Genomic DNA, 24,806 nt, shown 5'->3' with positions numbered 1-24,806 from the left:
GCTGGTGCGCGGGACATTACCGGATAGGCTGCCCCCTGTCAGTGACAGAACGTGTCGCCTGTTGCCAGCGTGCCTGCCCCCTTCGGCAAAGCCGCCGCGTCGTATAGAATCAACCCTTTTGGCCGACGCTCATGTGGTTCAAGAATCTCAAGATTTACCGCCTCTCCTCGCCCTGGACCCTGACCGGCGAGCAGCTTGAAGAAACGCTGGCGCGCCATGCCTACCAGACCGGCAACAACCTCGAAATGCAAAGCCTGGGCTGGGTGCCCCCGCGCGAGAACGGCGGCCTGGCCCACGAAGTGAACGGCCAGATCCTGCTCAGCCTGCGCGCTGAAAAGAAGCTCTTGCCGGGCACCGTCATCAACCAGGTCGCCAAGGCGCGCGCCCAGGAAATCGAAGAGCAGCAAGGCTACAAGCCTGGCCGCAAGCAGATGAAGGAAATCAAGGAGCGCGTCACGGACGAGCTCCTGCCGCGCGCCTTCAGCGTCTATCGCGACACGCGCGTGTGGATCGACCCGAAGAACAACTGGCTCGTCATTGACGCGGCCGCTTCGGCCAAGGCCGACGAAGTCATCGGCCTGCTCGCCAAGTGCGTCGATCCCTTCCCGCTGGAAAACCTGTACGTCGCCCAATCGCCGGCCTCCGCCATGACCGGCTGGCTGGCCGAGGACGAAGCGCCCACCAACTTCACCATCGACCAGGACACCGAACTGCGCTCGTCCGGTGAAAGCGGCGCCGCGATCCGCTACGTAAAGCACTCCATCGACGCTGACGACGTACGCCGTCACATCCAGTCGGGCAAGCAGTGCACCCGCCTGGCCATGACGTGGGCCGACCGCGTGTCGTTTGTCCTGACCGAAGGCCTGGACGTCAAGCGCGTGGCGCCGCTGGACGTGCTGAAGGAAGGCAACGAAGGCGTGGCCGCGAACGACGACGAAAAATTCGATTCCGACATGATGCTGATGACCGGCGAACTGGCCAAGATGATGGCCGAACTGGTCGAAGCGCTGGGCGGCGAAAAGAAGATCTAAGCCGCCTTTAACCGGCAGCAACATCAGGGGCCGCTCTTGTCGAGCGGCCCTTTTTCATGCCTCGACGCTGCGGTCGCGGCCGGCCTGCTTGGCCTTGTACAGCGCCTTGTCGGCGCGATCGATCAGGTAGGCGTAGTCGGGATGGCCGTCGAAGGTCGCCACGCCGATGCTGGCTGTCACATGCATCGCGCCGGCCTCGGCGATCACGAAGCGATGCCGGCGAATCTCGGCGTTGAGCTTTTCGGCGGCGGCCAGCGCAGCGCCCGGCCCCGTGTCCACCAGCACGACAAGAAATTCCTCGCCGCCATAGCGGAACACGAAGTCGCTGGATCGACAGGTCTGATGCACGACTTCGGCAAACTGGCGCAGGATCTGGTCCCCGCCCGCGTGGCCGTGCGCATCGTTGATGGCCTTGAAGTGATCGATGTCCAGCAACAGCACCGAAAAGCTTGACCGCTGACGCTGCGCCAGCGAGATCTCGCGGCCGATGACGGACGGCAGGAAACGCCGGTTGAGCACGTTGGTCAGCGGATCGCTGCCGCTTTCGATCTCGGCCACCATGTCAAAGAGGCCGTTGAGCAGATGCTTGATGCGCGCCACCAGCTCCTGCAGTTCGCGCACCTGATTGGGCAGCGATTCCGGCGCCTGACTGGCGCTTTGCATCATCCCCGGCAGCACCGTGTCATCCAGCCGCGCCACGGCCTCGACGATCTGCCGCAGCGCCGGCGCGCTTTCGAACAGCACCGCGCCCTTGTGCTGCAGCCAGAGTCCGAACTCCGAGGCGGCCAGCCGCGGCAGCGCCTGCTCGGGCGTGCGGTAATGCAGGCCGATCAGCACGGCCTGGCTCCATTCCAGCAAGGCGGCGCGTTGCCGCTCGCGTTCGGTCGAGATGTTCTGCCCCAACGCAAAGAGGCGATAGGCCTCGTCGTTGCGGGCGCCCCGATTGATGTCACGCATGAACGCGCGGCTCATCTGTTCGATGGCCAGGTCGAACAGATTGCACACGTACTGCGTTGCCACCGAGGCCGCCTGACCCTCCAGGCCGCCGGCGCGCAGGCGCTGCGCGATTTCGTTCTTCAGGATGCGGGCGCCGGCCATCACCAGATGGATCGGGATATGGACGCGCGCGTGAACCTCGCCGACCTTCTTCTGCGTGGCCATCAGCACGTCGATATCGCCTTGCTCGCGCACGCAGAGCAGGCCTTTCAGCCAATGCGTCATGCCGCGGTGCAGGCGGGTCGAGACGATTTCGTGAGAGAGCCGCGGGCCGGCTTCGGCATCGGCAAGCAAGGTGGAATAGAAGGCATCCACCAGTTGCGCGGCATGATCGGACACCAGTGCCGCAACCTGGCCGCGCGTATTGGCGTCGACCGATTGATAGACCGCTTCCCAGGCCTGCGCATTGGAGGCGCTCAGGTAGCACGCCTGGCCGCTGGCTGCATCGGCGGCGGCCGCGGCAGGAGGAACATCGGAACTGCTCGAAGACATAAGATCATCCGCCCAAGAACGGCGTGCGCGCCTGATAGCGGCACTCGCCCGTAAAACCAGCGCGGATTATGCTTGAATTCCCCGTGGCGGGACCGCTTTCGCGGCGCCGCCACGGGCGTCTGGCCTCAATCCAGGCCGTGGAAGACCGAATCGTCGGGACCGACGTGCGACGGATGTTGCCACGTCACGTCGCGCAGCGAATGCTGCACCAGGCCTTCGACGCCCAGCAGCACCGCGAAGATCGCCATGCGGATGGGAATGCCGTTGTCGGTCTGGCGGAAGATCGCCAGACGCGGATCGTGGTTCAGATCCACGCTCAGGTCGTTGGCGCCCGGACGGCTGTCGCGCGGCAGCGGGTGCATCACGATTGTCTCGGGGCTGCAGTAGGCGTCGATGATGGCGCGGTTGACCTGGAAGTCGGGCGTATAGCCTTCGTTTTCTTCGTTGGCGAAACGCTCTTTCTGCACGCGCGTCGCGTAGATAACGTCGGCGCCCGCCAGGCCCTCGGCCAGCGAGGACTTCTGCTCGATGATGTTGCCGTTGCGGCTGGCCTGCTCGACGATGTAGGTCGGCATCTCCAGGCCCTTGGGCGAGATCAGCGAAAACTTCACGTTCTTGTACAGCGCCATCAGCTTGATGAGCGAGTGCACGGTGCGGCCATACTTCAGGTCGCCGACCATGGCGATGTGCGCGCCGTCCAGCAGTTTGCCCAAGCGCGAGAACTCGGTCAGGATCGTGTACAGATCCAGCAGCGCCTGGCTGGGATGCTCGCCGGGGCCATCACCGCCATTGACCACGGGAATGTTCGTCGCACGCGCAAATTCCGCGACCGAACCCTGGTCGGGATGGCGAATGACCATCGCGTCGACGTAGCCGCTCATGACGCGGCTGGTGTCGTAGATGGATTCGCCCTTGGCCATCGATGAAAACGTGAAGCCGGTCGTGTCGCACACCGACCCGCCCAGGCGGCAGAACGCGGATCCGAAGCTCACGCGGGTGCGGGTGCTGGCCTCGAAGAACAGGTTGCCCAGCACGGCGCCTTCCAGCACTCGGGACACCTTCTGGCGGCGCGCAATGGGCTGCATCATGTCGGCGACGCGGAACAGGTCTTCGACGGAATCGCGGGTGAATTGGTCCACCGACAGGAGCTGATTCTTGCCTTCGACGGCAATGCGGTCACGCAAGGGGCCGTCTTGTACGCTTTGCGTATATTTTTCGAGCAGCACGCCGTTTTGCACGATTTCGCTGACGAACCGCTGCACCACTTCCGGCATGGCCCGGAACTCCTGCGAGCCTTCAGGCAACAGCCAGGTGTCCAGCGCGCGGCGTTTGACGCCAATGCGGGTGGCGAACACGTCGCGGGTGAGGTTGAGGCGGCGCATGGCGTCGCGCAGAAAGGCTTGCTGGGAGATGCTCATGACGGGCCCCAAGAAGAGGAGTTATATACGCAGTGCGCATATTATTCCGTACGTCTACACAAGTCCAATATTTTTGCGCATACGGGTTTACCCGCGATTTAACGCTGCGCGTAAGCCGCCGCCTTTGGGGCGTCCGTCACTGCCTGCGCCGCCGCAAACCAGCAGGCGCCGCAGAATGCCAGCGCGCTGGCCACATAGCAAAGTAGCGCCAGCAACTGCGCCGGCCAATGGCCGCGCGTCAGATGGCCGTTGTAGCCTTGCCGCAACAGGCTGACCTGCGCAAGGTAGGCAAACGCCACACCCAGGCAAGCCAGCATGAGGCCGCCCAGAAAAAGGATGAGGGGAATCTGGAGATCGGGCGCGGCAATGTCCCCGCCCACGATGCCTAGCGAAAAACCCACCAGGACGAGGGCGGCCGCGCCGTTCAGCCACCCCAGGAACCGGAACGCGCCTGCCAGCAGCGCGAACGACAGGCCGTTGGCACGGATCTGCTGGGCGCGGGGATCCATGTATCAGCCGCCGCTGGCGCTACGGCAGATCGGCGTCGCGCTCTGGATCGACTTGCGCGCCGCCGCGATTTCGGCTTCGTCCCACCGGCCTTCGCCCAGGACCGTCACGGTCACCTTGGCATTGGCAGGGCCTGCGGGTTCCGCGGAAATCAATTCCAGCACCGTCGCGGGCTGACCGACCTTGTAGAGCTGGATCTCGTCCGGCGCGCCCTTCTGGCCCAGCGTGTGGCGCCAGGCATAAGAGACGCCGTACGGATGGCTGACCTGCGTGTGGCAGGTGCGCACGTATTCGCCGGCGCGGCGGAAGGCCGCCTGGTAATTGGTGTCGACGCTGAAGGTCTCTTTCTTTGCGGTTTCCGACTCGTAGACGCCGGTGCTGGCGCATCCGGCCAACGTAGCCGCCAACGCGACACCCACCCATACAGACTTGCGCATGATTCTTCCCGCCATTGCTATTCGGACTTCCGCGATTATGCCAGCGGCAGCAAAAAGGCCACGCTGGAAATGCCAATCTCGTGGCACTTCTGGCGTGGCCTTGCGCCGCTCGAACGGCGGCGAACCAGACGCACTACCGCTTTTCCGCGGCCCCCTCGATCTTTTCCCCGCCTCGCTGGATATCCTTACCGGCCCCGGCGACGGTGTTGCACCCGGCCGTCAACGCAGCAATCGAAAGCATCATGACGAGAAAGACTCTGTTCTTCATAAGACATCTCCTGTCTGGGCATGGAAAAAACGAAACCCAGCATACCTCAAAGGCCCCGTTTTTTGCGTGACACGAGCGCGCCACCTGTAACAACGCTGCCAAGAAACCGTCACCACCCTTACGCGCCAGTGACATTTGCGAGGCATTCTCGGCTGTCGCGTATTTGCCGCCAATGGATTAGGATGCGCACATGACGAAGACACAAGCATCGCAACCCGCTGGCGCCGGTCCGCAAGGCTGGGGCTGGCAACAGCCTCAATGCCGTGGGCAGGCCGCATTGGCGCTGTTCATCGACGATCTGCATCGCATTTTGCAGGCGCATGCCGCGGGCAAGCTGGCTGACAGCAGCACGCTGGCAGACGCGCAGGCCCAGGTCAATGAACTGCTGGCGCGGTACAACGAAATTTCCGCTGCCCCGGATATATTCCAGGGGCAGTCAGTTCAACTCAAGGAAGGCATCGACCGCAGCGGCGTATCGCACACGGTGCCGATTTTTTCGCCGCGTCTGAAGCAGTCGCTGGTGTCGATGCTGGGACAGTGACCGGGATGACTTCCCGGAAACTGGCGCCCCCGGCGATCGAACAGAGCAGCCCCCAAAGGAAGGAGACCACAAGATGAGCACGGACAACGTTGTTGAGTTTCTCCGCTTGCTTTCCCTGGACGTGACGCTGGGCACCGCCGCTCAGCATGCCGCCAGCCAGGCCGACGCGCCGCTGGCCCTGGCCCGGCTCGCCACGTCGCATGGCCTGCCCTGCAACGCTTCCGATTGGTCTTCCTTTGCGCGTAACTGCCTGGACAACCTGGACCTGACCGAAGGCGACACCGGCATGGGCAACGCCACGATCTGGCAACTGGTGCAGGATCCCGCGCACGGCACGACCATTCCCGCCAGCGCCATCACCCGCGTGATCGGCATCATCTCGCAGCCCGAGGGCGGGCCGCCCGTGGTTGGCCACGTGGTCGGCGATCTGGCGCCTCGCGCACCAGTCGGCATGGCCCCGCACACGACGGGCTCCTGATCGCCGCTTGCCAGGCAGCCCGCAGAGGACTGCCGGTTCAGGATTGCGGATTCAGGAATTCGATGACGCCCGCCGCGCCGGCCACGCCGCTGGCCATGCAGGCCGTCAACAGGTAGCCGCCTGTCGGCGCTTCCCAATCCAGCATTTCCCCCACGCAGAAAACGCCGGGCACCGCTTTCAGCATCAGCCCGGCGGTCAACCCGTCGAATGCCACCCCGCCCGCGGTGCTGATCGCTTCGTCGATCGGACGAGGCCGCAGGAGCGTCAAGGGCAAGGCCTTGATTCGCCGGCCCAGCCGCTCCGGATCCTTGAAGTCGTCGGCACTGGCGCACTCTCTGAGCAAGCCCGCCTTCACGCCCGTCAGCCCCAGGCGGCTTTGCAAGTGGCTCGACATCGAGCGCGCGCCGCGCGGATGCGTCACTGCGGCCATCACCTTCTCGTGAGGCCAGTCCGGCGCAAGGTCCAGCAAGGCCACGGCGCTGCCGCCGGTGTCGATCCGGTCCCGCAGGGGGGCCGACAAGGCATAGACGAGGCTGCCTTCGATCCCGGTTTCCGATATGACGAACTCGCCCTGGCGGCGAAGTCCGCCGCAGGCCATGGACACCGACTTGACGGGCTGACCGGCAAAGCGGCTGCGGAAGTGATCGGACCATGCGACGTCGAACCCGCAATTGGCGGGCCGTAATGCCGCAACCGGCACACCGTGCGACTGGAGATCCGGCACCCAGGCGCCATCGGATCCCAGCTTGGCCCAGCTGCCGCCGCCCAGCGCCAGCACGACGGCATCCGCCGCATGCTGCGTCTGGCCAGCGGGCGTCTCGAAGCGCAACGCGTCCACACCGGGCTTGCCGCCGCGCCAGCCGAGCCAGCGGTGCCGCATGTGAAAGCGCACGCCCTGTCCGCGCAGCCGGGCGAGCCAGGCGCGCAAAAGCGGCGCGGCCTTCATCTCCTGGGGAAACACCCGGCCCGATGAACCCACGAAGGTCTGGATGCCCAACGCGTGAGCCCACTCACGCAGCGCGACGGCGCCCATCTTCTGCAGCCACGGCTGCACGACAGGGGCGCGATCGCCGTAGCGGGCAAGAAAGGGCTCGGCGGGCTCGCTGTGCGTCAAGTTCAGGCCGCCCCGTCCCGCCATCAGGAATTTGCGCCCCACCGAGGGCATGGCGTCGAACACGTCGACCTGCGCGCCCGCTTCGCTCAGCTTTTCGGCGGCCATCAGGCCGGCCGGGCCGCCTCCGATGATGGCAACGCGTTTGGCGGACAGGCTCATGGCGCCGTCGCCTTGGTGACAGGACGCGGAAGGGGAAAAGCGGAACGCATTCGGGAGAAAACCGGGACGAAGATGACGTTTGGACGTCGGGCCGTGGGGACGCAGATTGTCTCATGGCTGCGCCGGCTGACAGCGGGATCGCCCGCTTTGACTGCCCGGAAAGCGCAACGGCGGCCACTTCTTGACCGCCGCCGCCAAGCCCATGTTTTTGCTAGAGAAATTGCATATACGCAGCAGCTATCCCAAGGGTTTTCCACAATCCCTGTGGGTAACTGCCGCGGCAATTCAGACAGGAATCAGGCGCGCTCGGCCGCCTGCATCGGGCCGGACCAGGGCTCGGCATCCAGCTGGAAACGCAGTTCCTGGTACTCGCCATCGACGGCGACCGTGCGCAGCAGCCCGGCATCCAGCGCCTGCCCCAACGCGCGGCGGCACAGGGTTTCGGGGTCGTCCGGCAGCGACTGGAAGACGCCGTCGGGAATGCGCAGTCTCAGCAAGGCATGGGGATCGCCGCGGTCGGCCGGACGGCCGATATGGATGTGGGCGGGATACCCGTGCGGGCACCAGATGCCCACGTGGTACTTGCCCTCAGCGCCCGTATCAGCAACGTAGCCGGGATGATCGTATTTTGCGGTTCCCATGGACACTCCTTTTGTGCGGCAATGTAGCGCGCGTGACCCATGGTAGCGCAGGGTGCGCGGCCGTGTCCGGGCGCGGCTATCGGGGAAACTCCGAACGCACGCGCGGCATGACCCAGCGCAATCGGCAGACGAAAAAAAGCCGCGACGGCGTCGCGGCTTTTTTGCTGTGGACTTGCCGGGGCATGTGAAACGCGCCGCTTGCAAGACCGGGTACTGCTTGAAACTGGTTGCGGGGGCAGGATTTGAACCTACGACCTTCGGGTTATGAGCCCGACGAGCTGCCAGACTGCTCCACCCCGCGTCTGATGTGTGAATCATACATCATTTTGAAATCTTGTGCAGCACACCCAGGCGAATGTTTCCGTTTTTCGACACGAAACGACGAAAAAAGCCGGCTGCCCGGCGCATGACCGAAGGCAAACGGCCTTCGGCATCCAGGCATATCACCTGTGCGCCGCCCAGCGCGCTCACGCGCACCGCGCCCCCGTAGGTCACGCCGTGAACCTCCCCTGCGTTCAGGCGAACCGGAACGACGCGATGCAGACCGTTCGCGGCTTCCAGGCCGTTTGCGCCCTCCTCGACGCGCACGCTGCCTTCGGTGCAGACGACGGCGGCGCCTGCGCGCAGCACGAACATCCGGCTGGCGCCGGCGGGAAGATCCAGGCGCTGGCCTGGCAAGTCGGGGGTGGATTGCGCGGTCATGATGGTCTCCAGAAGCACCATGACAGGCTACGCGCGCCCTGCTTTGCGCAACAGCCACACAAATCGGCTTTCTGTACCGATGCAGAGGCTCGATTTTGTCGCTGTTATGGTGTACTTTGCCCTCATCTGTGCCTACCCACGGCCCAACGCAGGGGAGCAAGATCGGCGCATGGAACCCCAACCGCTGTACCTTCGCCTGGCCAACCACTACCGGCGCGCCATCCAGACCGGCGTGCTTGCCCCCGCGCAGCGCATGCCATCCGTCCGCACGCTGGTGCGCACGCATCATGTCAGCCTGTCCACGGCCCTGCAGGCCTGCCGCCAGCTTGAGGACGACGGCCTGATCGAGGCCCGCCCCCGCTCCGGCTACTTTGTCCTCAAACCCCGGCGCAACAGCATTCCACCCGTGTCCGAGCCGGACATCCGCCAGACGCTCGGCGCGGCGCAGTATGTCGGCATCCACGATCGCGTCTCGGACTTCATCGCCAAGTGCGAGGCCCATCCTGTCAGCGCCAACTTCGCCCTGGCTGCGGCCGTGCCGCAGGCGTATCCCATGGAGGCGCTCAAGCAGGCAATGACGCGGGCGCTGCGGCAATCGCCCGAGGTGCTGGTCAGCCCGGTGCCGCCCCAAGGGCATCCCGACCTGCGCGGGGTGCTGGCCCGCCGGGCGCTGGCCAATGGCATCAACGCGACGCCGGACGACGTCATCGTCACGCATGGCTGCATCGAAGCCCTGAATCTGGCGCTGCGCGCGGTCGCCCGGCCCGGGGACACCATCGCGGTGGAGTCGCCCGCCTACTTTGGCTTGTTGCAGATCCTGGAAAGCCTGGGAATGCGCGCGCTCGAGATCCCCACCAGCCCGCAGCACGGGTTGTCGATCGAAGCCTTGGACCTGGCCTTCCAGACCCACGGCAACATCCGCGCCGTGGTCGTGGTGCCGAACTTCCAGAATCCGTTGGGCTGCGTGATGCCCGACGCGCACAAGGCGCGGCTGGTGGCCCTGTGCGAGCGCCAACAGGTGCCGCTCATCGAGGACGACACCTACGGCGCCCTGACCGACGACGACACGCCGCTGGCGGCCGCCAAATCCTGGGATGCCACCGGCAACGTCATCTATTGCTCTTCGATGCACAAGACGCTGGCGCCGGGCATGCGGCTGGGCTGGCTGTTGGGCGGCCGCTGGAAGGCCCGGATCGCCATGCTCAAGTTCGCGCAAAGCCGCCCCAACGAACCGCTGGCCCAGATCGCAGTGGCGGAGTTCATGGGCTCGCGCGCCTACGACCGCCACCTGACCCGGCTGCGCCGCGAGTTAAAGACACAGCGCGACCTGACCGCCGAGGCCATCGCCGCGCACTTCCCGCGCGGCACGCGGCTGAGCGTGCCGCAAGGCGGCATGCTGCTCTGGGTGGAAATGCCCGCGGGCGTGTCCGGCATGGACGTCTTCGAGACCGGATTGCGGCAAGGCATACGCGTGGCGCCCGGCGCCATGTTTTCGAATGGCGCCCGCTACGACCACTTCCTGCGTATCAGTTGCGGGCAACGCATCACCCCGGAAGTCTCACATGCACTGGTGGCGCTCGCGCGCATCGTTGAAGAAAGGACAGGATGAACGCGGCACTGCATCAATTCATCGCGGACTACGGCCTGTGGGCCGTGCTGGGCGGAACCTTCCTGGAAGGCGAAAGCGTGGTGGTGTTTGCGGGTTTCCTGGCGCACCAGGGACTGTTCCACCTGCCCTACGTCACGCTCTGCGCGTTCGCTGGCTCGTTCATGGCGGATCAGGTGCTGTTCTACGTGGGACGCCGCTACCGGGACCACCGCTACGTGCAGCGCATCCGCGCCAAGCCGGCGTTTCACAGGGCGCTGTCGGCCATCGACCGGTATCCCAACGGTTTCATCCTGGCGCTGCGCTTTCTGTATGGCTTGCGCACGGTCGGCCCCGTGGCGCTCGGCATATCCAAGGTGCCGGCCCTGCGCTACCTGGTGTTGAACGCCATCGCGGCCATGATCTGGGCGGTCTGCTTCAGTTTGCTGGGCTTCGTGTTCGGACGGACGATCGAGGCGCTGCTGGGCCGCCTGCACGGCGTGGAAACCAAGCTGGCCGTCGCGGCGGCGCTAGGCGTGCTGGTGTGGCTGGCCTACCGGCTTCATGCGCGCCGCCGCGGATAGCGGCCGGCGCTCAGAAGACCAGCTTGCCGCTGGCCCGCTGCACATGGCGGCGGCGCGCCTTGCGGTACAGGGCGCCGATGATCGGCAGCCGCGCAAGGCGGCGCAGGATCGGGTGGCGCTGGTCGAAGTCGTGCCACGCCTTGAAGCCGTGGCCCATGCGCTCCCAGCTTTCCCTCGCCTCGGGGGAAAGCTTGCCGGGGTCGAACGCCGCCAGCTTTGCCGCTTCCGAAACGCGCGCCGCGAGGGCGTGGCTCCGGCCTTCCAATGAATACTGATTCCGCATGGGGCCGCATATTACCCGGGCTTGGCCCGTCGTGGCGGCAGTCCGGCTGCGCACCGCGCATGCGCCAGGGAGCCGCTTTTGACCGCTCCGCGCAAGCCGTTGTAATTAAAGGAATTTGGGCATCTATGCCCGCACTATCCCAAGGCTTGTCCACAGAAGTTGTGGGTAACTGCCGCCGCGCACATCACTTCAAGGCAGTCACGACCATGTCGCGCACGCTTTCGAAACCCGCGACGTATTGCGGGTTCTCCGAGCGCGCAAGCAGGCTGGAATAGTTCTGTTCGAGCTGCGCCTCGATGGCCTCGCGCAGCCCCGGCGAGCTCTTCACCAATTGCAGCACCGACAGCAGCGTGGCATTGAGCGCATCGATGCGGCCGCCCTGATGCGAGATGGTGTGCACGACGACGGCGATCTGTTCCTGGATATCCATGGTGTAAGCCTCCTGGCAATGAAATTTGGCGCAAATCCTAGCATGGCGCCCGCGCGCGTCGGACCGGGGGCGCACGTGGCGTACCCCCTGCCGCGGCTAGGCAAGCACGGGGGTCGGCGCTAGCATGAAGCGTAGCCGCAAGGGCACCGCGGCGCACGCCGCCGGCGCTGCCTTCAGACGCCCGGCACAACCGGAGCGCGCTCATGAAAACGATCCAGAATTACGTCCCGCCCAGCGCCCAGTCGCTGCAACGGCTGCAGGACAGGCTGGGCTACAGCGATGGCAAGATGGCCGAGCTGGCCGGGCTGGACGCATCGACGCCCTGGCCCAGTTATGTCGGCGGCGCCGAGCCGCGCACGCTGGGCCGGCAGCGGCTGTTCTACATGATGGCGCGCCTGACGCTGCAGGAGTCCGAATGGCAGCGCGTGCTGGCCGCCATGCGCGAGGCCGGCGCGCACTTCGACTGCCAGGATCCGCACGCTGGCGACGCGCCGCCGCCGCCCGAACCCATGGCGGACGAAGAGCGCAAGTTCGGCATGCTGCTGGTCAGCCGCAACGGCTCGTTCCACGAAATGGAGCAACTGCGTGAATTCGCGCATTTCGCCCATGAGGCGGATGTCAGCCGTTTCGTGCACAGCGCGTTCTATGACAGCGACATCGACCTGTGCCGTTTCAGCTTCGCGGACCACGACGGCCTGGACGACGCCAGCCGCGACCGCATCTTCGACGCAGCCCAGAAAACGATCACGCGCTTCGAGTTCGACGGCCGCATCTATCACGGCGGCATTCCGCCCGAGTCCGACGGCTAACCCCGCCGCATTGACGCAGGCAGGCCGGCGCCTGTACCGTCGCCACTTCGCCATCCGCCCGACGCCATCGCCCACCGCATGAACGAACGACTCGACGCCATCGACCGGCAACTGCTGAGCCTGCTGCAGGCCAATGCGCGCGAACCGGCCGCCATCCTCGCGCGCAAGCTCGGCCTGGCGCGAACCACCGTGGTGGCGCGCATCGCACGGCTCGAGCGCGAGCGCATCGTCGCGGGCTATGGCGTGCGCCTGGGCCGGCTGCTGGAAGAGGCAGCGGTGCGGGCCTACTGCTTCATCAGCGTGCTGCCCAAGACGCCGGCGGCCGTGATCCGCGAGCTGGAAAAAATGCCCGAGGTCGAAGAGGTGTCTTCCGTCAGCGGCCCCTACGATTACCTGATCTTCCTGCGCTGCGAGACCCATGAGCAGCTGGACGCGCTGCTGGACCGCATCGGGCTCATCGACGGCGTCAAGCAGACCCAGACCTCGATCGTGCTCAGCCGCAAGGTCGACCGGCGCAGCGCGGTCGCCGCGCCCTGACCGGCGGCCTTTGCCCAGCCTGTCTTTCCGGCGGGCGCAACATGGTGGTGTAATGGGAGCCTGTCGCGAATCCTGGATTTTTCATGCTTGCTCGCCTTGCCCCTGCCGCCCTCCTCGTCCTGTTGACCGCGTGTTCCAGCATGAGCGAGGTCAAGCCCCTCGAGAAAGACCAATACAGCGTCACCTACAGCTCCGGCACGCAACTGCTGAGCTGGGTCGAGATCAAGATCAAGACATTGGAGCGCGCGGACGAATACTGCCAGTCGCTTGGCCGCAAGCTGGTCAAGCCCAGCGTGACGTCCAACCATGCCACCGGGCTGGGCTCCAAGCGCGCCACGGTCACCTTCGAATGCGCGCCGATCGACCCGCCCAAGCCCGCCGCCCAGTAGATGCCCACGGCGCCGTCCGGCTTCGGGTGTAGCATTTCCGCATTCCCCTTCTCTCTGCCTGCATCGTGAATACTCTTCTGCCCGTGGGCATCACCATGGGCGATGCCGCCGGCATCGGTCCCGAAATCGTCGTCAAGACCTGCGCGCAGGGCTTGGGCGCGCCCTGTGTGGTGTATGGCGACGCGGGTGCGCTGCGCCGGGCGGCTGCGCAGCTTGGCGCCCGCCTGGACATCGTCGAGATCGCCGGCATCGGCCAGGCTCGGCCCGATGCGGGCTGCATCCAGGTGGTGGCGTGCAGCCCCGCCCTGCCGGCGGACCTGCCGATGGGACGGGTCAGCGCGCTGGCCGGCCGCGGGGCTTACGATTACGTCTGCGCCGCCATCGACGATGCGCTCGCCGGACGCATCCGCGCCATCGTCACCGCGCCGCTGAACAAGAAGTCCATGCACGAGGCCGGCATCGATTTTCCGGGCCACACCGAAATCCTGGCCGACCGCTCCGGCACGCAGAATTTCGCGATGATGCTGGCCAATGATGAGCTGCGCGTGCTGCTGGTGACGATCCACGTCGCGCTGGCCGATGTCATGGCGCGCATCACCCCGGAATCCGAACTGACTGCGATGCGCCTGGCGCACCACGCCTGCCGCCAGATGGGAATCGCGCAGCCGCGCGTCGCCGTCGCCGGACTGAATCCGCACGCGGGCGAAGGCGGCAAGTTCGGCCGTGAAGACGTGGACATCATCGAGCCGGCCATCGCTGCCGCCCGCGCCGAAGGCATCGATGCGAGCGGCCCCTGGCCGGGCGACACCATTTTCATGCGCGCCCGCCGCGGCGAATTCGACATCGTCGTGGCGCAATACCATGACCAGGGCCTCATCCCGGTCAAGTACCTGGGCCTGGATCATGGCGTGAACGTCACCGTCGGACTGCCCTTCGTGCGCACCAGCGTTGACCACGGCACCGCGTTCGACATCGCGGGCAAGGGTCTGGCCGACCATGCATCCCTGGTCGCGGCCTTTGACCTCGCGCTGGCGATGACGCCCTGAGCGCGTAAAAAGCCGCCGGTTGCCTCAGCGCGCGGACGATTCGCGCGGCCGCGCCACGGCCCGGCCGCGCGCCGGGTCTACAATACGCCCCGTTTCCGGCGCCCTGCGCCACCGCTTTCCGTTCTTCCCTCCCTTCCCATGTCCCGCCTCGTTCGACTCCTGCCTGACCGCTTCACCCTCTACCTGATCTGCACCGTCATCATCGCCAGTTTCCTGCCCGCGCACGGGCAAGGCGTCGTCGTGTTCGGCTGGATCACCAACGTGGCCGTGGGCCTGCTGTTCTTCCTGCACGGGGCGCGCCTTTCCCGCGAGGCCATCATCGCGGGCCTGACGCACTGGAAGCTGCACCTGACCATCTTCTCGGCGACGTTCCTGATGTTCCCGCTGCTGGGGTTGGCGCTGCAGCCGGTGCTCGAGCCGCTGGTCACGCCCGAGCTGTATCTGGGCATCCTGTTCCTGTGCTGCCTGCCGGCCACCGTGCAATCGGCCATCGCGTTCACGTCCATGGCGCGCGGCAACGTCCCGGCCGCCGTATGCAGCGCGTCGGCGTCGAGCCTGCTTGGCATCTTTCTCACGCCCCTGCTGGTTGGCACGGTCGTGGCCAACGCCGGCAGCGCGCCGATCTCGTTCGATGCGGTCGGCAAGATCATGCTGCAACTGCTGCTGCCGTTCGTGCTGGGCCAGTTCGCGCGGCGCTGGATCGGCGCCTGGGTCCACAAGCGCAAGGCCATGCTCAAGTTCGTCGACCAGGGCTCGATCCTGCTGGTGGTCTACACGGCATTTTCCGAAGCCATCAACGAAGGGCTGTGGAGCAGCACCCCCATCCCCGCGCTGGTTGGCCTGGTCGTCTGCTGCGGCGTGATCCTGGCGCTGGCGCTGGGCCTGTCGGCCCTGGCCGGCCGGATTTTTGGATTCAGCATCGAAGACCGCATCACGCTGCTCTTTTGCGGCTCGAAAAAGAGCCTGGCCAGCGGCATTCCGATGGCTCAGGTGCTGTTCGCCGGCCACGCCGTGGGTGCGGTGGTGCTGCCGCTGATGCTGTTCCATCAGATCCAGCTGATGGTCTGCGGCGTGCTGGCGGCCCGCTACGGCAAGCGGCCGGATGCGCAGCACTGATCGCTGTCCAGAATGAAAAAACCGCGCACAGCGCGGTTTTTTATTGGGCGGCGGCGGTTGCCAGGATCAGTACATGTCCCGCGGCTGCGCGCCGGAGAAGTTCAGGAAGCGCGTGCTGGATCCCTGGAACGTCAGACGCACCGTGCCAATAGGACCGTTACGCTGCTTGCCGATGATGATCTCGGCCGTGCCCTTGTCCGGCGAATCCGGGTTGTAGACTTCGTCGCGATAGATGAACAGGATCACGTCCGCGTCCTGTTCGATAGCGCCCGATTCACGCAGGTCGCTCATCACGGGACGCTTGTTGGGACGCTGCTCCAGGCTTCGGTTCAGCTGCGACAGCGCGATCAGCGGGCAGTTCAGTTCCTTGGCCAGACCCTTGAGCGAGCGGCTGATTTCCGACACTTCGGTGGCGCGGTTCTCACCGGAGCCGTTGCCCGACATGAGCTGCAGGTAGTCGATGATGATGAGGCCGAGCTGTCCGCACTGGCGCGCCAGACGGCGTGCGCGGGCGCGCACTTCCATCGGGCTGAGCGCGGGCGATTCGTCGATGTAGACCTGCGCGTCCTGCATGAGCTGCACGGCGTGGGTGACGCGCGGCCAGTCTTCGGCGATCAGCTTGCCGGTACGCATGCGGTGCTGGTCCAGCAGCCCCACGGAACCCAGCATACGCATGGCGAGCTGAACCGCGCCCATTTCCATGGAGAACACCGCCACGGGCAGGCCCTCTTCGATGGCGACGTGTTCGCCGATGTTCATGGAGAACGAGGTCTTGCCCATCGAGGGGCGTCCCGCCACGATGATGAGGTCGCCGCCCTGCATGCCGGACGTCATCTTGTCCAGGTCGGTAAAGCCCGTGGGCACGCCCGTCACGTCGGACGTGCTCTCGCGGTGATAGAGCTCGTCGATGCGCTCGACCACCTGGGTCAAGAGCGGCTGGATCTCCTGGAAGCCCGCGGCGCCGCGCGCGCCTTCCTGGGCGATCTTGAACACCTTGGACTCGGCCTCGTCCAGCAGTTGGCGCGCTTCCTTGCCCTGCGGGTTCATGGCGGCCGAGGAGATTTCGTCGGCGATGGACACCAGCTTGCGCAGCATGGCGCGCTCGCGCACGATCTCGCCGTAGCGGCGGATGTTGGCGGCCGACGGCGTGTTGTGCGCCAGCGCGTTCAGGTACGCCAGCCCGCCGGACTCTTCGGCCTTGCCCGCGCTGACGAGGGATTCGTGCACGGTGATGACGTCGGCCGGACGCGCCAGACCGATCAGGCGAGCGATGTGGTGCCAGATCAGCCGGTGGTCGTGCCGGTAGAAGTCTTCTTCGAGGAGCACGTCCGCGATGCGGTCCCATGCGGCGTTGTCCAGCAGCAGTCCGCCCAGGACCGACTGCTCGGCCTCGATGGAATGGGGGGGGACGCGCAGGTACTCGAGCTGGGAATCGGCGGGTGTGTTCATGGCTTCAATAGTAACGGCTGCAGGATATCGGCGACGCGGAAAAACCCTTGGATATCGCGCGAGGGAAAACGGGCGAGGACCGGGCGCAGGGGCATGGCGATGCCGCACAGCACGCGCGCCAACCGCTTCAAGCGGCTGCGCACGTCGGGATCCGGATTGCTCTCCAGGTAGACGTCCAGCGCCAGCTTGCCCAGCGACCTGGCGTCGTCGTCTTCGAGTTTACGCAAGGAGACCAGCGAAGCCAGCATCTGGAACAGGTCATACGCCTGCGCAAGCGGCCGGGACAGCGTCGCGCCGATGTTTTCCTCGAAGTCGATGCGCCAGATCTCGCCGTCGCGCAACGTCACGTTGCGGATCTGCGCCCCGCCATGCCACATGCCGCGCACATGGAAAGCGGCCAGGTCGGCCGCGGCGGCGCGCGTGAGCCACAGGCGCGAGGTGGAGTCTTCGTTGCGGATGAGATCGGCCAGGTCTTCGCCCACGAACTCCAGCACGAGCAGGTTCTGCTCGCGCCACCAGACTTCGGGGACACGGGCCCCGGCTTGCAGCAACTGCGCCAGACGCTGCCCTTCGTGGGCCAGGCCATTGCGCAGCAGCACGCTGGGGCGCGGAAACTCGCCCAGGAACACTTTGCAGCCCACGGCGAGGAACAAGGCGCGCACGTAGCGCAGGACATAGCTCACGCCCTGCAGGATGCCGGGCCGGCGCCGCTTGATGATGCAGCGCACGCCATCTATCGTCACATCGCGCACCGAAGGTTCACGCGACGCATCCACGCTGTCGAGCCAGGCTCGCAATCCGGGCGGGGCGTTGTGGTGGACAGGCGGATGAGTCAAGAGGTCCTCGGGAATGACAGCGTACAGCGAGGGTGTGGGGCCACGCACCCTGCAGCAGAAAATGGGCCCATTGCCGCGAAAAGAAAAAAAGCCGGCGCGCGGGCCGGCTTCTTTTTACCGCGACTGCCGGATCAGGACAGTTCGCCTTCGACCAGCACCGTGATGTCGACCACGACGTCGGCGTGCAGGGCGACCTGGACCGGGTACTCGCCGATGGCCTTGAGCTGGCCATTGGGCAGACGGACCTGAGCCTTTTCGACGGCTTCGAACGAAGCCTTCTTCAGACCTTCGGCGATGTCGGCGTTGGTGACCGAACCGAACAGACGGCCGTCGACGCCGGCCTTCTGAACGATCTTGAGCTGGTAGCCGTTCATGCGCTCGCCCAGCGCTTGGGAAGCGGCCAGCTTTTCAGCCTGGGCCTTTTCCAGTTCGGCGCGGCGGGCTTCGAATTCCTTCAGGGCGGCGTCGGTTGCGCGACGGGCCTTCTTCTGGGGAATCAGGAAGTTGCGGGCGTAGCCATCACGCACGCGCACGACTTCACCCAGGTTACCCAGGTTGACGACTTTTTCGAGCAGAATAACTTGCATTTCAGTGCCCCGGATTAGTTGTGGTTGTCGGTGTAAGGCAACAGAGCCAGGAAGCGCGCGCGCTTGATGGCGGTGTCCAGCTGGCGCTGGTAGATTGCCTTGGTGCCGGTCAGGCGAGCCGGGATGATCTTGCCGTTTTCTTGCACGAAGTCGCGCAGGGTGTCCAGATCCTTGTAGTCGATCTCTTCGACGCCGGCTGCGGTGAAGCGGCAGAACTTACGACGCTTGAAGAGCGGGTTCTGCTGCGTGAATTTGCGTTTTTCTTTGCGTTTTCCGAAGAAAGCCATGATATGTGCCTTTATGTTTGAGGGGACTGGGTCATTGCCCACTTCCCCATAACCTATCCGTATTCAGAAGGCGCTCTCGCACCCTGGGTCTCATTCGCTTCAAGCCACCTGCGGATCGCGTCCGGCGCTTGCCTTGATCTTGCGTGCCTGCTGCAGATGCAGCTTGATCTTCACCGAGTCCTTGCGGGTGGGAGCCAAAAACCCCTGCACCAGCAATTCGGACCCTAACGCGGTGTCCTTCAACAGCAGCGCCAGATCTCCCAGTGCCACGGCGGCGATCGTCAGTTCGACACGGCGCGGGTGGCCGGCTTCGATGACCTCCGACTCGTGCGCCAGCAGCATTTCGAGTGCTGGCAGACCGGCGGGCGTGTGGCGCAAAGGCTCGCATTCGAGAACGCGTGCGCTGAGTTCCAGCTTGTTCATCCTGCCTGGTACCGAGGGGACTTGATGCGATGAGCTCTGCGTGAGCGTGCTTACTCGGCCTGAGCCGGGGCAGCTTCCGCCGAAGCCTTGCGGGCTTCTTCGCGCTCGACCGACTTCATCATGATCGACGGGGTGGTCTGGGCCTTCTTGGTCTTGATGACCAGGTGGCGCAGCACGGCGTCGTTGTAGCGGAACGAGTGTTCCAGCTCATCCAGCGTGGCTTGGCCGCACTCGATGTTCAGGCAGACGTAGTGAGCCTTGACGAGCTTCTGGATCGGGTAGGCCAGTTGACGGCGGCCCCAGTCTTCCAGGCGATGGATCGAGCCGCCTTGGCCCGTGACCAGTGCTTGGTAACGCTCGACCATGGCGGGCACTTGCTCGCTTTGGTCGGGGTGAACGATAAACACTACTTCGTAGTGACGCATGGGTAAAACTCCTTGAGGATGTCTTGCTGGCAGTTCGTCTTGCACCCGCGCTTTCCATCATGGGTGGATCAAGGATCATCGACGATCGCCGCAAGGGGCAGCCCGCTACCCAAAAACCATGGGCGGTCGAGCAAGAAAGCTCTCGATTATCACCGATTGAGCGATCCCGTGCAAGCCGATGAAAGCTCAGGAAATAAGGGACGCGTTACCGGCAGACGCTTGCCCGTCGGCGGCGGGCAGATCGGCCTGGCCAATGGGCCGCGGCCGGTTCACGGCGCTGACCATGACGTAGCTGATGATCATCAGCAGGAACCACGAGCCCAGCTTGGCGATGGACACCACCTGCCACACGTGCGACTGGTTGGGATAGCGCCACGCATTGGCGAAGGTGCCGATGTTCTCGGCGAACCAGATGAAGAGCGCCACCAGCACGAAGCCCAAGAGGAGCGGCATGCGCCGGTAGACCTGCCAAATGCGGAAATACACCCACGTGCGCGCGAACAGCATGGCCGTCATCGCGAACAGCGCCCACCGGAAGTCCCAGACGTAATGGTGCGCGAAGAAATTCAGGTAGATCAGCACCGACAGCGCCACCGTCGCGGCCAGCGGCGGATGCGCCCGAAAGCGAAAGTCGAAGAGGCGCCACACACGGGCAAGATAGCTGCCCACCGCGGCGTACATGAAGCCCGTAAAGAGCGGCACGCCGCCAATGCGCAGCACGCTCGCCTCGGGATAGATCCACGAGCCGGCGGCGGTCTTGAAGATTTCCATGCAGGTGCCGACCACATGGAACATCAGGATCACGCGGGCCTCGCTCCAGGTTTCCATGCGCAGCGCAAGCAACGCGGCCTGGATGCCCAGCGCCGCAAGCGTCAGGAAGTCGTAGCGCGCCAGGGCGGCATCCTTGGGATACCACCAGTGCGTGCCCAGCAGCAGCGCGCACATCAGGCCGCCAAAAAGACAAGCCCACGCCTGCTTCACGCCGAAGCGGAAAAACTCGTACAGCGCCACGCCAAGGCGGCCCCGGCTGGCCAGGTTGCTGGCCAACCGCGCTTCCCATTGCTGCAGGCCGGCAATGAGCGGCCAGTCGCTGGCCGCCGGATGGCGCATCGGCGCTCAGCCTTCGACGACGGCGTATGCCGAGTGGTTGTGGATGGACTCGAAGTTCTCGGCCTCGACGCGATAGCGCGCGATGCCGGGGTGGGCGTTCAGGCGGGCGGCCACGTCGCGCACCAGGTCTTCGACAAACTTGGGGTTGTCGTAGGCGCGCTCGGTGACGAACTTTTCGTCGGGGCGCTTGAGCAGGCCCCACAGTTCGCAGGAGCCTTCGTCTTCGATCAGGCGGATCACGACGTCCATCGAGATGTCTTCGTTCAGGATGGCCGAGACCGTGACGTGCGAACGCTGGTTGTGCGCGCCGTACTCGGAGATGGCCTTGGAACACGGGCACAGGCTGGTGACGGGCACCTGCACCACGAGCTCGAACTCGACCCGGTCGGCCTGTGCGCGCGCGATCCACTGGACCTCGTAGTCAAGCAGGCTCTGCACGCCGGAGATCGGCGCGGACTTGTTGATGAAGTACGGGAACGAAGCCGTGATGTCGCCGCGCTCGGCATGCAAGAGCGGCAGCATGTCGGCCGCCATGGTGCGAAACAGCGCCGGCGTCATGGGCGTGCTGCGGTATTTTTCGAGCAGGGCCACGAAGCGGGACATGTGCGTGCCCTTTTCTTCGGGCGGCAGGGCCACGGTCAGCGTCCAGTTGGCGACCGTGCCTTGCGCCGCGCCGTCGCCGCTTTGGACCAGCATGGGGTGACGCACGCCGCGGATGCCGACGCGCTGGATCGGGATATGCCGCGTGTCCGTGGCGCTCTGGACGTCGGGCATCACGATGGCGGGGTCGATCGGAGAATTCATTTCGGCTTACCTGTCCGGGCCCGGTGCGCCGTGGAGCGACCCGCCCAGTTGTCTTGAAAGGGGCTAATTGTCGCCCACCCGCAGGCGATCGGGAGCGGTAACCCTGTGGCCCGCATGCCCGAGGGGCCGGAACAGTGTGTTTCATCCTTGCGGCTGAAGGCGCGCGCCCTCGGCCGCAAGCATGACGCCGGCTCAGGCCAGCAGGCTGGCGTAACGCGTGCGGATCGACTGCTCGATGCCGGCGGCATCCAGGCCCAGGCCGGCCAGCAGGGCCGATTGTTCGCCGTGGTCGATGAATTCGTCCGGCAGGCCCAGTTGCAGCACCGGGATCAGCACGCCGGCCGCGCTCAGCACTTCCAGCACCGCACTGCCCGCGCCGCCCATGATGCAGGCGTCTTCCACGGTGACGAGCGCGTCGTGGCGGCTCGCGAGATCCAGGATCAGGTCGCGGTCGATCGGCTTGACGAAACGCATGTCGGCCACGGTGGCATCCAGCTTGCCGGCGGCGCCCAGTGCTGCCTGCACCAGCGTGCCAAAACCCAGGATGGCGATCTTCTTGCCTTCGCGCCGCACGATGCCCTTGCCCAGTTCAACGGTATCCAGGGCTTCGGCTTCCGCCGCGCCGCAGCCCGCGCCGCGCGGATAGCGCACCGACGCCGGGCCCGGGTACTGATAACAGGTGGACAGGAGCAGACGGGTTTCGTTTTCGTCGGAGGGTGTGGCCACCACCATGTTGGGCACGCAGCGCAGGAACGCGATGTCGTAGTTGCCCGCGTGCGTGGCGCCGTCCGCGCCCACGATGCCGGCGCGGTCCAGGGCGAAGGTCACGTCCAGGTTTTGCAGGGCGACGTCATGGATGAACTGGTCGTAGCCGCGCTGCATGAAGGTGGAGTAGATGGCGACGACGGGCTTCTGGCCTTCGCACGCGACGCCGGCCGCGAACGTGACGGCATGCTGCTCGGCGATGCCCACGTCGAAATACCGCTGCGGAAAGCGCTGTTCGAATTCGACCAGGCCACTGCCTTCGCGCATGGCCGGCGTGACGGCCACCAGACGCGCGTCCTCTTGGGCCGTGTCGCACAGCCACTTGCCGAACACCTGCGTGAAGGTGCGCTTGCCCGGCGCCTTGGACTGCAGGATGCCGACGGCCGGATCGAACTTGCCGGGACCGTGATACAGCACCGGGTCGGCTTCGGCCAGTTTGTAGCCCTGGCCCTTGCGCGTGACGACGTGCAGGAACTGCAGGCCCTCCAGGGCCTTCAGGTTTTGCAACGTGGGAACGAGCGCGTCCAGGTCGTGGCCGTCGATGGGGCCGACGTAGTTGAAGCCGAATTCCTCGAACAGCGTGGCGGGCGTGACCATGCCCTTGGCGTGTTCCTCGAAGCGGCGCGCCAGCTCCAGCACCGGGGGCACATGCTGCAGCACCGCCCGGCCCACATTCTTGGCCGTGGCGTAAAAGCGTCCGGACATCAGGCGCGCCAGATACCGGTTCAGCGCCCCCACCGGCGGCGAGATCGACATGTCGTTGTCGTTCAGGATCACCAGCAGGTTGATGCCGGGCGTGACGCCCGCGTTGTTCATGGCCTCGAACGCCATGCCGGCGGACATGGCGCCGTCGCCGATCACCGCGATGTGCTGGCGCTGCACGCCCGCATTGCGCGAGGCGACCGCCATGCCCAGTGCCGCCGAGATCGACGTGGACGAGTGCGCGGTGCCGAAGGCGTCGTACTCGGATTCGCTGCGCTTGGGGAAACCGGAGATGCCGCCCTGCTGGCGCAGCTTGGCCATGCCGGCCCGGCGCCCCGTCAGGATCTTGTGCGGATAGGACTGATGGCCGACGTCCCAGACGATGCGGTCATGCGGCGTGTCGAACACCTGATGTAGCGCCAGCGTGAGTTCGACGGTGCCCAGGTTGGACGACAGGTGACCGCCCGTTTTGGATACCGACTCCAGCACGAAGCCACGCAGTTCGTCGGCGAGCTTTTTCAGTTCGCGACGATCCAGGCGCTTGAGGTCAGCCGGCGATTGAATGCGGTCCAGTAAATCTGTCGTCATGCTTTTATGGGGTTCGTTGGCCCGGCCTACCAGGAAGGCCGGGCTGATCTCGGATCAGCGGTCTCGAAGAACGATGAAGTCGGCAAGCTGGGCCAGGCGCCCGCCGGCGTCGCCCAGCGGCGCCAGGGCAGCCAGCGCCGTCATGCGCAGTTCCTCGGCGAAGGCCCGCGCTGCGTCAAGGCCCAGCAGGGAAACATAGGTCGGCTTGTTTTCGGCGGCGTCCTTGCCGGGCGTCTTGCCCAGGCTGGCGCTATCCGCGGTGACGTCGAGAATGTCGTCGACCACCTGGAACGCCAGGCCCATGGCCTGCGCGTAGGCATCCAGCGCCTGGCGCGAGGCCGAGCTGGCGCCTGCCACGATGCCGCCCAACGCCACGCTGCACGCCAGCATCGCGCCGGTCTTCATGCCGTGCATCGTCTGAAGTTCATCGCGCGACAGCGCGCGGCCGACGCTGAACAGATCGATGGCCTGCCCGCCCGCCATGCCACGGCTGCCGGCGGCGCGGGCCAGCGACTGGGTGGCCTGGACGATCAGCGCCGGGGCGATCGGCATGGAGGCGACCAGCTCGAACGCCAGCGGCTGCAACGCGTCGCCCGCCAGCATGGCGGTGGCTTCGTCGAACTGCACATGCGTGGTGGGCCGGCCGCGGCGCAGCGTGTCGTCGTCCATGCAGGGCAGATCGTCATGGATCAGCGAGTAGGCGTGGATCAGTTCGACGGCGGCCGCCGCACGGTCCAGCGAGGCCTCGATGGCCAGCACGCTGCCACTGACGGGGCAGGCCTGGCCGGCGGCATAGACCAAGGCGGCCCGCACGCGCTTGCCGCCGCCAAGCACGGCGTAGCGCATGGCTTCGTGCAAACGGGCAGGCGCCAGGTCCGCCGGCGGCAGCAGGTCGTCGAGCACGTCTTCGACATGCAGCGCACGGCCTTGCAACCACTCGGGAAAAGCGAGTTGAATTTGCTTCATCGGCTTCTTATTCGTCGTCCAGCGCCGCGGGATCCAGCGGCCGGAGCAGGCCGCCTTCGAGGACCTTGACCTGCTGCTCAGCCTGGGCCAGTCGTTCCTGGCAAACCCGTGTGAGCGCCACACCGCGCCGGTAGGCAGCCAGCGACTGCTCGAGCGGCAACGATCCGTCTTCCATGGCCGCGACCAGCGATTCCAGTTCGGCCAGCGCCGTTTCGAAATCCTGGGGCAAGGGACGATCGTCGTTCTGCGGATCAGCTTGAGTGGGTTTGGCCAAACGGGCCTCCGGGGCACTAGGGGGTGG

The 24,806-nt window shown here is 65.5% G+C and carries 31 protein-coding genes and 1 tRNA gene; 10 read left to right on the top strand and 22 right to left on the bottom strand.

The window, feature by feature from the left end:
* Positions 1 to 131: 131 nt before the first annotated feature.
* Entirely contained in the window at positions 132 to 1,031 is a 900-nt protein-coding gene (locus tag LN047_RS07910) for a recombination-associated protein RdgC (RefSeq protein WP_062838487.1), read from the top strand.
* 54 nt (positions 1,032 to 1,085) lie between these two features.
* On the opposite strand, the gene LN047_RS07905 is transcribed toward LN047_RS07910, so the two are convergent.
* The 5 genes from LN047_RS07905 to LN047_RS07885 all read right to left on the bottom strand — a co-directional run bounded on the left by LN047_RS07905 (position 1,086) and on the right by LN047_RS07885 (position 5,149).
* A complete protein-coding gene (locus LN047_RS07905; RefSeq protein ID WP_152383827.1) occupies positions 1,086 to 2,519 on the bottom strand; it encodes a diguanylate cyclase in 1,434 nt (477 codons plus the stop codon).
* Between the two features lie 125 nt (positions 2,520 to 2,644).
* On the bottom strand, positions 2,645 to 3,937 hold the full coding sequence (locus tag LN047_RS07900; RefSeq protein WP_056322519.1) for an aspartate carbamoyltransferase: 1,293 nt from the start codon (positions 3,935 to 3,937) through the stop codon (positions 2,645 to 2,647).
* A 98-nt stretch (positions 3,938 to 4,035) separates the two neighbouring features.
* Positions 4,036 to 4,446 (bottom strand): hypothetical protein, encoded by a 411-nt coding sequence (locus tag LN047_RS07895; protein ID WP_175235419.1) that lies wholly within the window; start codon positions 4,444 to 4,446, stop codon positions 4,036 to 4,038.
* Positions 4,447 to 4,449: 3 nt separating this feature from the next.
* Entirely contained in the window at positions 4,450 to 4,881 is a 432-nt protein-coding gene (locus tag LN047_RS07890) for a BPTD_2524 family lipoprotein (RefSeq protein ID WP_056322513.1), read from the bottom strand.
* A gap of 133 nt (positions 4,882 to 5,014) precedes the next feature.
* The gene (locus tag LN047_RS07885; RefSeq protein ID WP_056322511.1) at positions 5,015 to 5,149 is read right to left on the bottom strand and encodes an entericidin A/B family lipoprotein; all 135 of its coding nucleotides are present in this window, start codon (positions 5,147 to 5,149) and stop codon (positions 5,015 to 5,017) included.
* Positions 5,150 to 5,339: 190 nt separating this feature from the next.
* Here LN047_RS07885 and LN047_RS07880 point away from each other — a divergent pair, with 190 nt between their 5' ends.
* Positions 5,340 to 5,690 carry a hypothetical protein gene (locus LN047_RS07880; RefSeq protein WP_056322508.1) on the top strand — a complete coding sequence of 117 codons (351 nt, stop codon included), beginning with the start codon at positions 5,340 to 5,342 and terminating at the stop codon, positions 5,688 to 5,690.
* 73 nt (positions 5,691 to 5,763) lie between these two features.
* Complete coding sequence (locus tag LN047_RS07875; RefSeq protein WP_056322507.1) at positions 5,764 to 6,168, top strand: hypothetical protein; 405 nt, start codon at positions 5,764 to 5,766, stop codon at positions 6,166 to 6,168.
* Positions 6,169 to 6,205: 37 nt separating this feature from the next.
* On the opposite strand, the gene LN047_RS07870 is transcribed toward LN047_RS07875, so the two are convergent.
* From LN047_RS07870 to LN047_RS07855, 4 genes are all read right to left on the bottom strand, one after another.
* The gene (locus LN047_RS07870; RefSeq protein WP_373981464.1) at positions 6,206 to 7,441 is read right to left on the bottom strand and encodes a TIGR03862 family flavoprotein; all 1,236 of its coding nucleotides are present in this window, start codon (positions 7,439 to 7,441) and stop codon (positions 6,206 to 6,208) included.
* A gap of 296 nt (positions 7,442 to 7,737) precedes the next feature.
* Entirely contained in the window at positions 7,738 to 8,082 is a 345-nt protein-coding gene (locus tag LN047_RS07865) for a hypothetical protein (RefSeq protein WP_056322501.1), read from the bottom strand.
* 224 nt (positions 8,083 to 8,306) lie between these two features.
* Positions 8,307 to 8,383: transfer RNA gene (locus LN047_RS07860), tRNA-Met, on the bottom strand.
* 20 nt (positions 8,384 to 8,403) lie between these two features.
* A complete protein-coding gene (locus LN047_RS07855) occupies positions 8,404 to 8,784 on the bottom strand; it encodes a hypothetical protein (protein WP_373981463.1) in 381 nt (126 codons plus the stop codon).
* 169 nt (positions 8,785 to 8,953) lie between these two features.
* Here LN047_RS07855 and LN047_RS07850 point away from each other — a divergent pair, with 169 nt between their 5' ends.
* Positions 8,954 to 10,393: a PLP-dependent aminotransferase family protein gene (locus LN047_RS07850; protein WP_056322498.1), complete on the top strand. Its 1,440-nt coding sequence runs from the start codon at positions 8,954 to 8,956 to the stop codon at positions 10,391 to 10,393.
* Positions 10,390 to 10,953: a DedA family protein gene (locus LN047_RS07845; RefSeq protein WP_142049974.1), complete on the top strand. Its 564-nt coding sequence runs from the start codon at positions 10,390 to 10,392 to the stop codon at positions 10,951 to 10,953. Before LN047_RS07850 ends, LN047_RS07845 begins: the two co-directional genes overlap by 4 nt.
* A 10-nt stretch (positions 10,954 to 10,963) precedes the next feature.
* On the opposite strand, the gene LN047_RS07840 is transcribed toward LN047_RS07845, so the two are convergent.
* On the bottom strand, positions 10,964 to 11,236 hold the full coding sequence (locus LN047_RS07840; protein ID WP_056322493.1) for a hypothetical protein: 273 nt from the start codon (positions 11,234 to 11,236) through the stop codon (positions 10,964 to 10,966).
* 184 nt (positions 11,237 to 11,420) lie between these two features.
* The gene (locus LN047_RS07835; RefSeq protein ID WP_056322490.1) at positions 11,421 to 11,666 is read right to left on the bottom strand and encodes a hypothetical protein; all 246 of its coding nucleotides are present in this window, start codon (positions 11,664 to 11,666) and stop codon (positions 11,421 to 11,423) included.
* 203 nt (positions 11,667 to 11,869) lie between these two features.
* On the opposite strand from LN047_RS07835, the gene LN047_RS07830 reads away from it, so the two are divergent.
* The 5 genes from LN047_RS07830 (at position 11,870) to LN047_RS07810 (ending at position 15,563) form a co-directional block, all read left to right on the top strand.
* Positions 11,870 to 12,475, top strand: a complete 606-nt coding sequence (locus LN047_RS07830; RefSeq protein WP_056322487.1) for a hypothetical protein — start codon at positions 11,870 to 11,872, stop codon at positions 12,473 to 12,475.
* A 78-nt stretch (positions 12,476 to 12,553) separates the two neighbouring features.
* On the top strand, positions 12,554 to 13,012 hold the full coding sequence (locus LN047_RS07825; protein ID WP_056322485.1) for an Lrp/AsnC family transcriptional regulator: 459 nt from the start codon (positions 12,554 to 12,556) through the stop codon (positions 13,010 to 13,012).
* A gap of 83 nt (positions 13,013 to 13,095) precedes the next feature.
* Positions 13,096 to 13,401: a hypothetical protein gene (locus tag LN047_RS07820; RefSeq protein ID WP_373981462.1), complete on the top strand. Its 306-nt coding sequence runs from the start codon at positions 13,096 to 13,098 to the stop codon at positions 13,399 to 13,401.
* A 65-nt stretch (positions 13,402 to 13,466) separates the two neighbouring features.
* Positions 13,467 to 14,447 (top strand): 4-hydroxythreonine-4-phosphate dehydrogenase PdxA, encoded by a 981-nt coding sequence (pdxA, locus tag LN047_RS07815; protein ID WP_373981461.1) that lies wholly within the window; start codon positions 13,467 to 13,469, stop codon positions 14,445 to 14,447.
* 138 nt (positions 14,448 to 14,585) lie between these two features.
* Positions 14,586 to 15,563 carry a bile acid:sodium symporter family protein gene (locus tag LN047_RS07810; protein WP_152383818.1) on the top strand — a complete coding sequence of 326 codons (978 nt, stop codon included), beginning with the start codon at positions 14,586 to 14,588 and terminating at the stop codon, positions 15,561 to 15,563.
* Between the two features lie 66 nt (positions 15,564 to 15,629).
* On the opposite strand, the gene LN047_RS07805 is transcribed toward LN047_RS07810, so the two are convergent.
* The 11 genes from LN047_RS07805 to LN047_RS07755 form a co-directional block, all read right to left on the bottom strand.
* Entirely contained in the window at positions 15,630 to 17,012 is a 1,383-nt protein-coding gene (locus LN047_RS07805) for a replicative DNA helicase (RefSeq protein ID WP_056322477.1), read from the bottom strand.
* Complete coding sequence (locus tag LN047_RS07800; protein WP_373981460.1) at positions 17,009 to 17,848, bottom strand: RIO1 family regulatory kinase/ATPase; 840 nt, start codon at positions 17,846 to 17,848, stop codon at positions 17,009 to 17,011. The genes LN047_RS07805 and LN047_RS07800 overlap by 4 nt, the downstream gene beginning before the upstream one ends.
* A gap of 131 nt (positions 17,849 to 17,979) precedes the next feature.
* The gene (gene rplI, locus LN047_RS07795; RefSeq protein WP_056322471.1) at positions 17,980 to 18,435 is read right to left on the bottom strand and encodes a 50S ribosomal protein L9; all 456 of its coding nucleotides are present in this window, start codon (positions 18,433 to 18,435) and stop codon (positions 17,980 to 17,982) included.
* 14 nt (positions 18,436 to 18,449) lie between these two features.
* Complete coding sequence (rpsR, locus tag LN047_RS07790) at positions 18,450 to 18,722, bottom strand: 30S ribosomal protein S18 (protein WP_006218308.1); 273 nt, start codon at positions 18,720 to 18,722, stop codon at positions 18,450 to 18,452.
* Positions 18,723 to 18,821: 99 nt separating this feature from the next.
* Positions 18,822 to 19,145 carry a primosomal replication protein N gene (gene priB / locus LN047_RS07785; protein ID WP_056322469.1) on the bottom strand — a complete coding sequence of 108 codons (324 nt, stop codon included), beginning with the start codon at positions 19,143 to 19,145 and terminating at the stop codon, positions 18,822 to 18,824.
* Positions 19,146 to 19,195: 50 nt separating this feature from the next.
* The gene (gene rpsF, locus LN047_RS07780; protein ID WP_056322467.1) at positions 19,196 to 19,570 is read right to left on the bottom strand and encodes a 30S ribosomal protein S6; all 375 of its coding nucleotides are present in this window, start codon (positions 19,568 to 19,570) and stop codon (positions 19,196 to 19,198) included.
* Between the two features lie 186 nt (positions 19,571 to 19,756).
* Positions 19,757 to 20,680 carry a DUF817 domain-containing protein gene (locus tag LN047_RS07775; RefSeq protein WP_175156235.1) on the bottom strand — a complete coding sequence of 308 codons (924 nt, stop codon included), beginning with the start codon at positions 20,678 to 20,680 and terminating at the stop codon, positions 19,757 to 19,759.
* 6 nt (positions 20,681 to 20,686) lie between these two features.
* A complete protein-coding gene (gene folE2, locus LN047_RS07770; protein WP_373981459.1) occupies positions 20,687 to 21,484 on the bottom strand; it encodes a GTP cyclohydrolase FolE2 in 798 nt (265 codons plus the stop codon).
* 192 nt (positions 21,485 to 21,676) lie between these two features.
* On the bottom strand, positions 21,677 to 23,539 hold the full coding sequence (gene dxs / locus LN047_RS07765; protein WP_056322456.1) for a 1-deoxy-D-xylulose-5-phosphate synthase: 1,863 nt from the start codon (positions 23,537 to 23,539) through the stop codon (positions 21,677 to 21,679).
* Between the two features lie 54 nt (positions 23,540 to 23,593).
* Positions 23,594 to 24,505: a polyprenyl synthetase family protein gene (locus LN047_RS07760; RefSeq protein ID WP_217617684.1), complete on the bottom strand. Its 912-nt coding sequence runs from the start codon at positions 24,503 to 24,505 to the stop codon at positions 23,594 to 23,596.
* Between the two features lie 7 nt (positions 24,506 to 24,512).
* Positions 24,513 to 24,779, bottom strand: coding sequence for an exodeoxyribonuclease VII small subunit (locus LN047_RS07755; RefSeq protein WP_056322452.1), 267 nt, complete (start codon positions 24,777 to 24,779; stop codon positions 24,513 to 24,515).
* Positions 24,780 to 24,806: the final 27 nt, after the last annotated feature.

The sequence above is a fragment of the Achromobacter sp. JD417 genome, from assembly GCF_041879325.1.
In the GTDB taxonomy this organism is placed as follows: Bacteria; Pseudomonadota; Gammaproteobacteria; order Burkholderiales; family Burkholderiaceae_B; genus Achromobacter; species Achromobacter mucicolens.
Note: the sequence above shows the minus strand (reverse complement) of the source record. Positions and strands in the feature narration are given on the sequence as shown.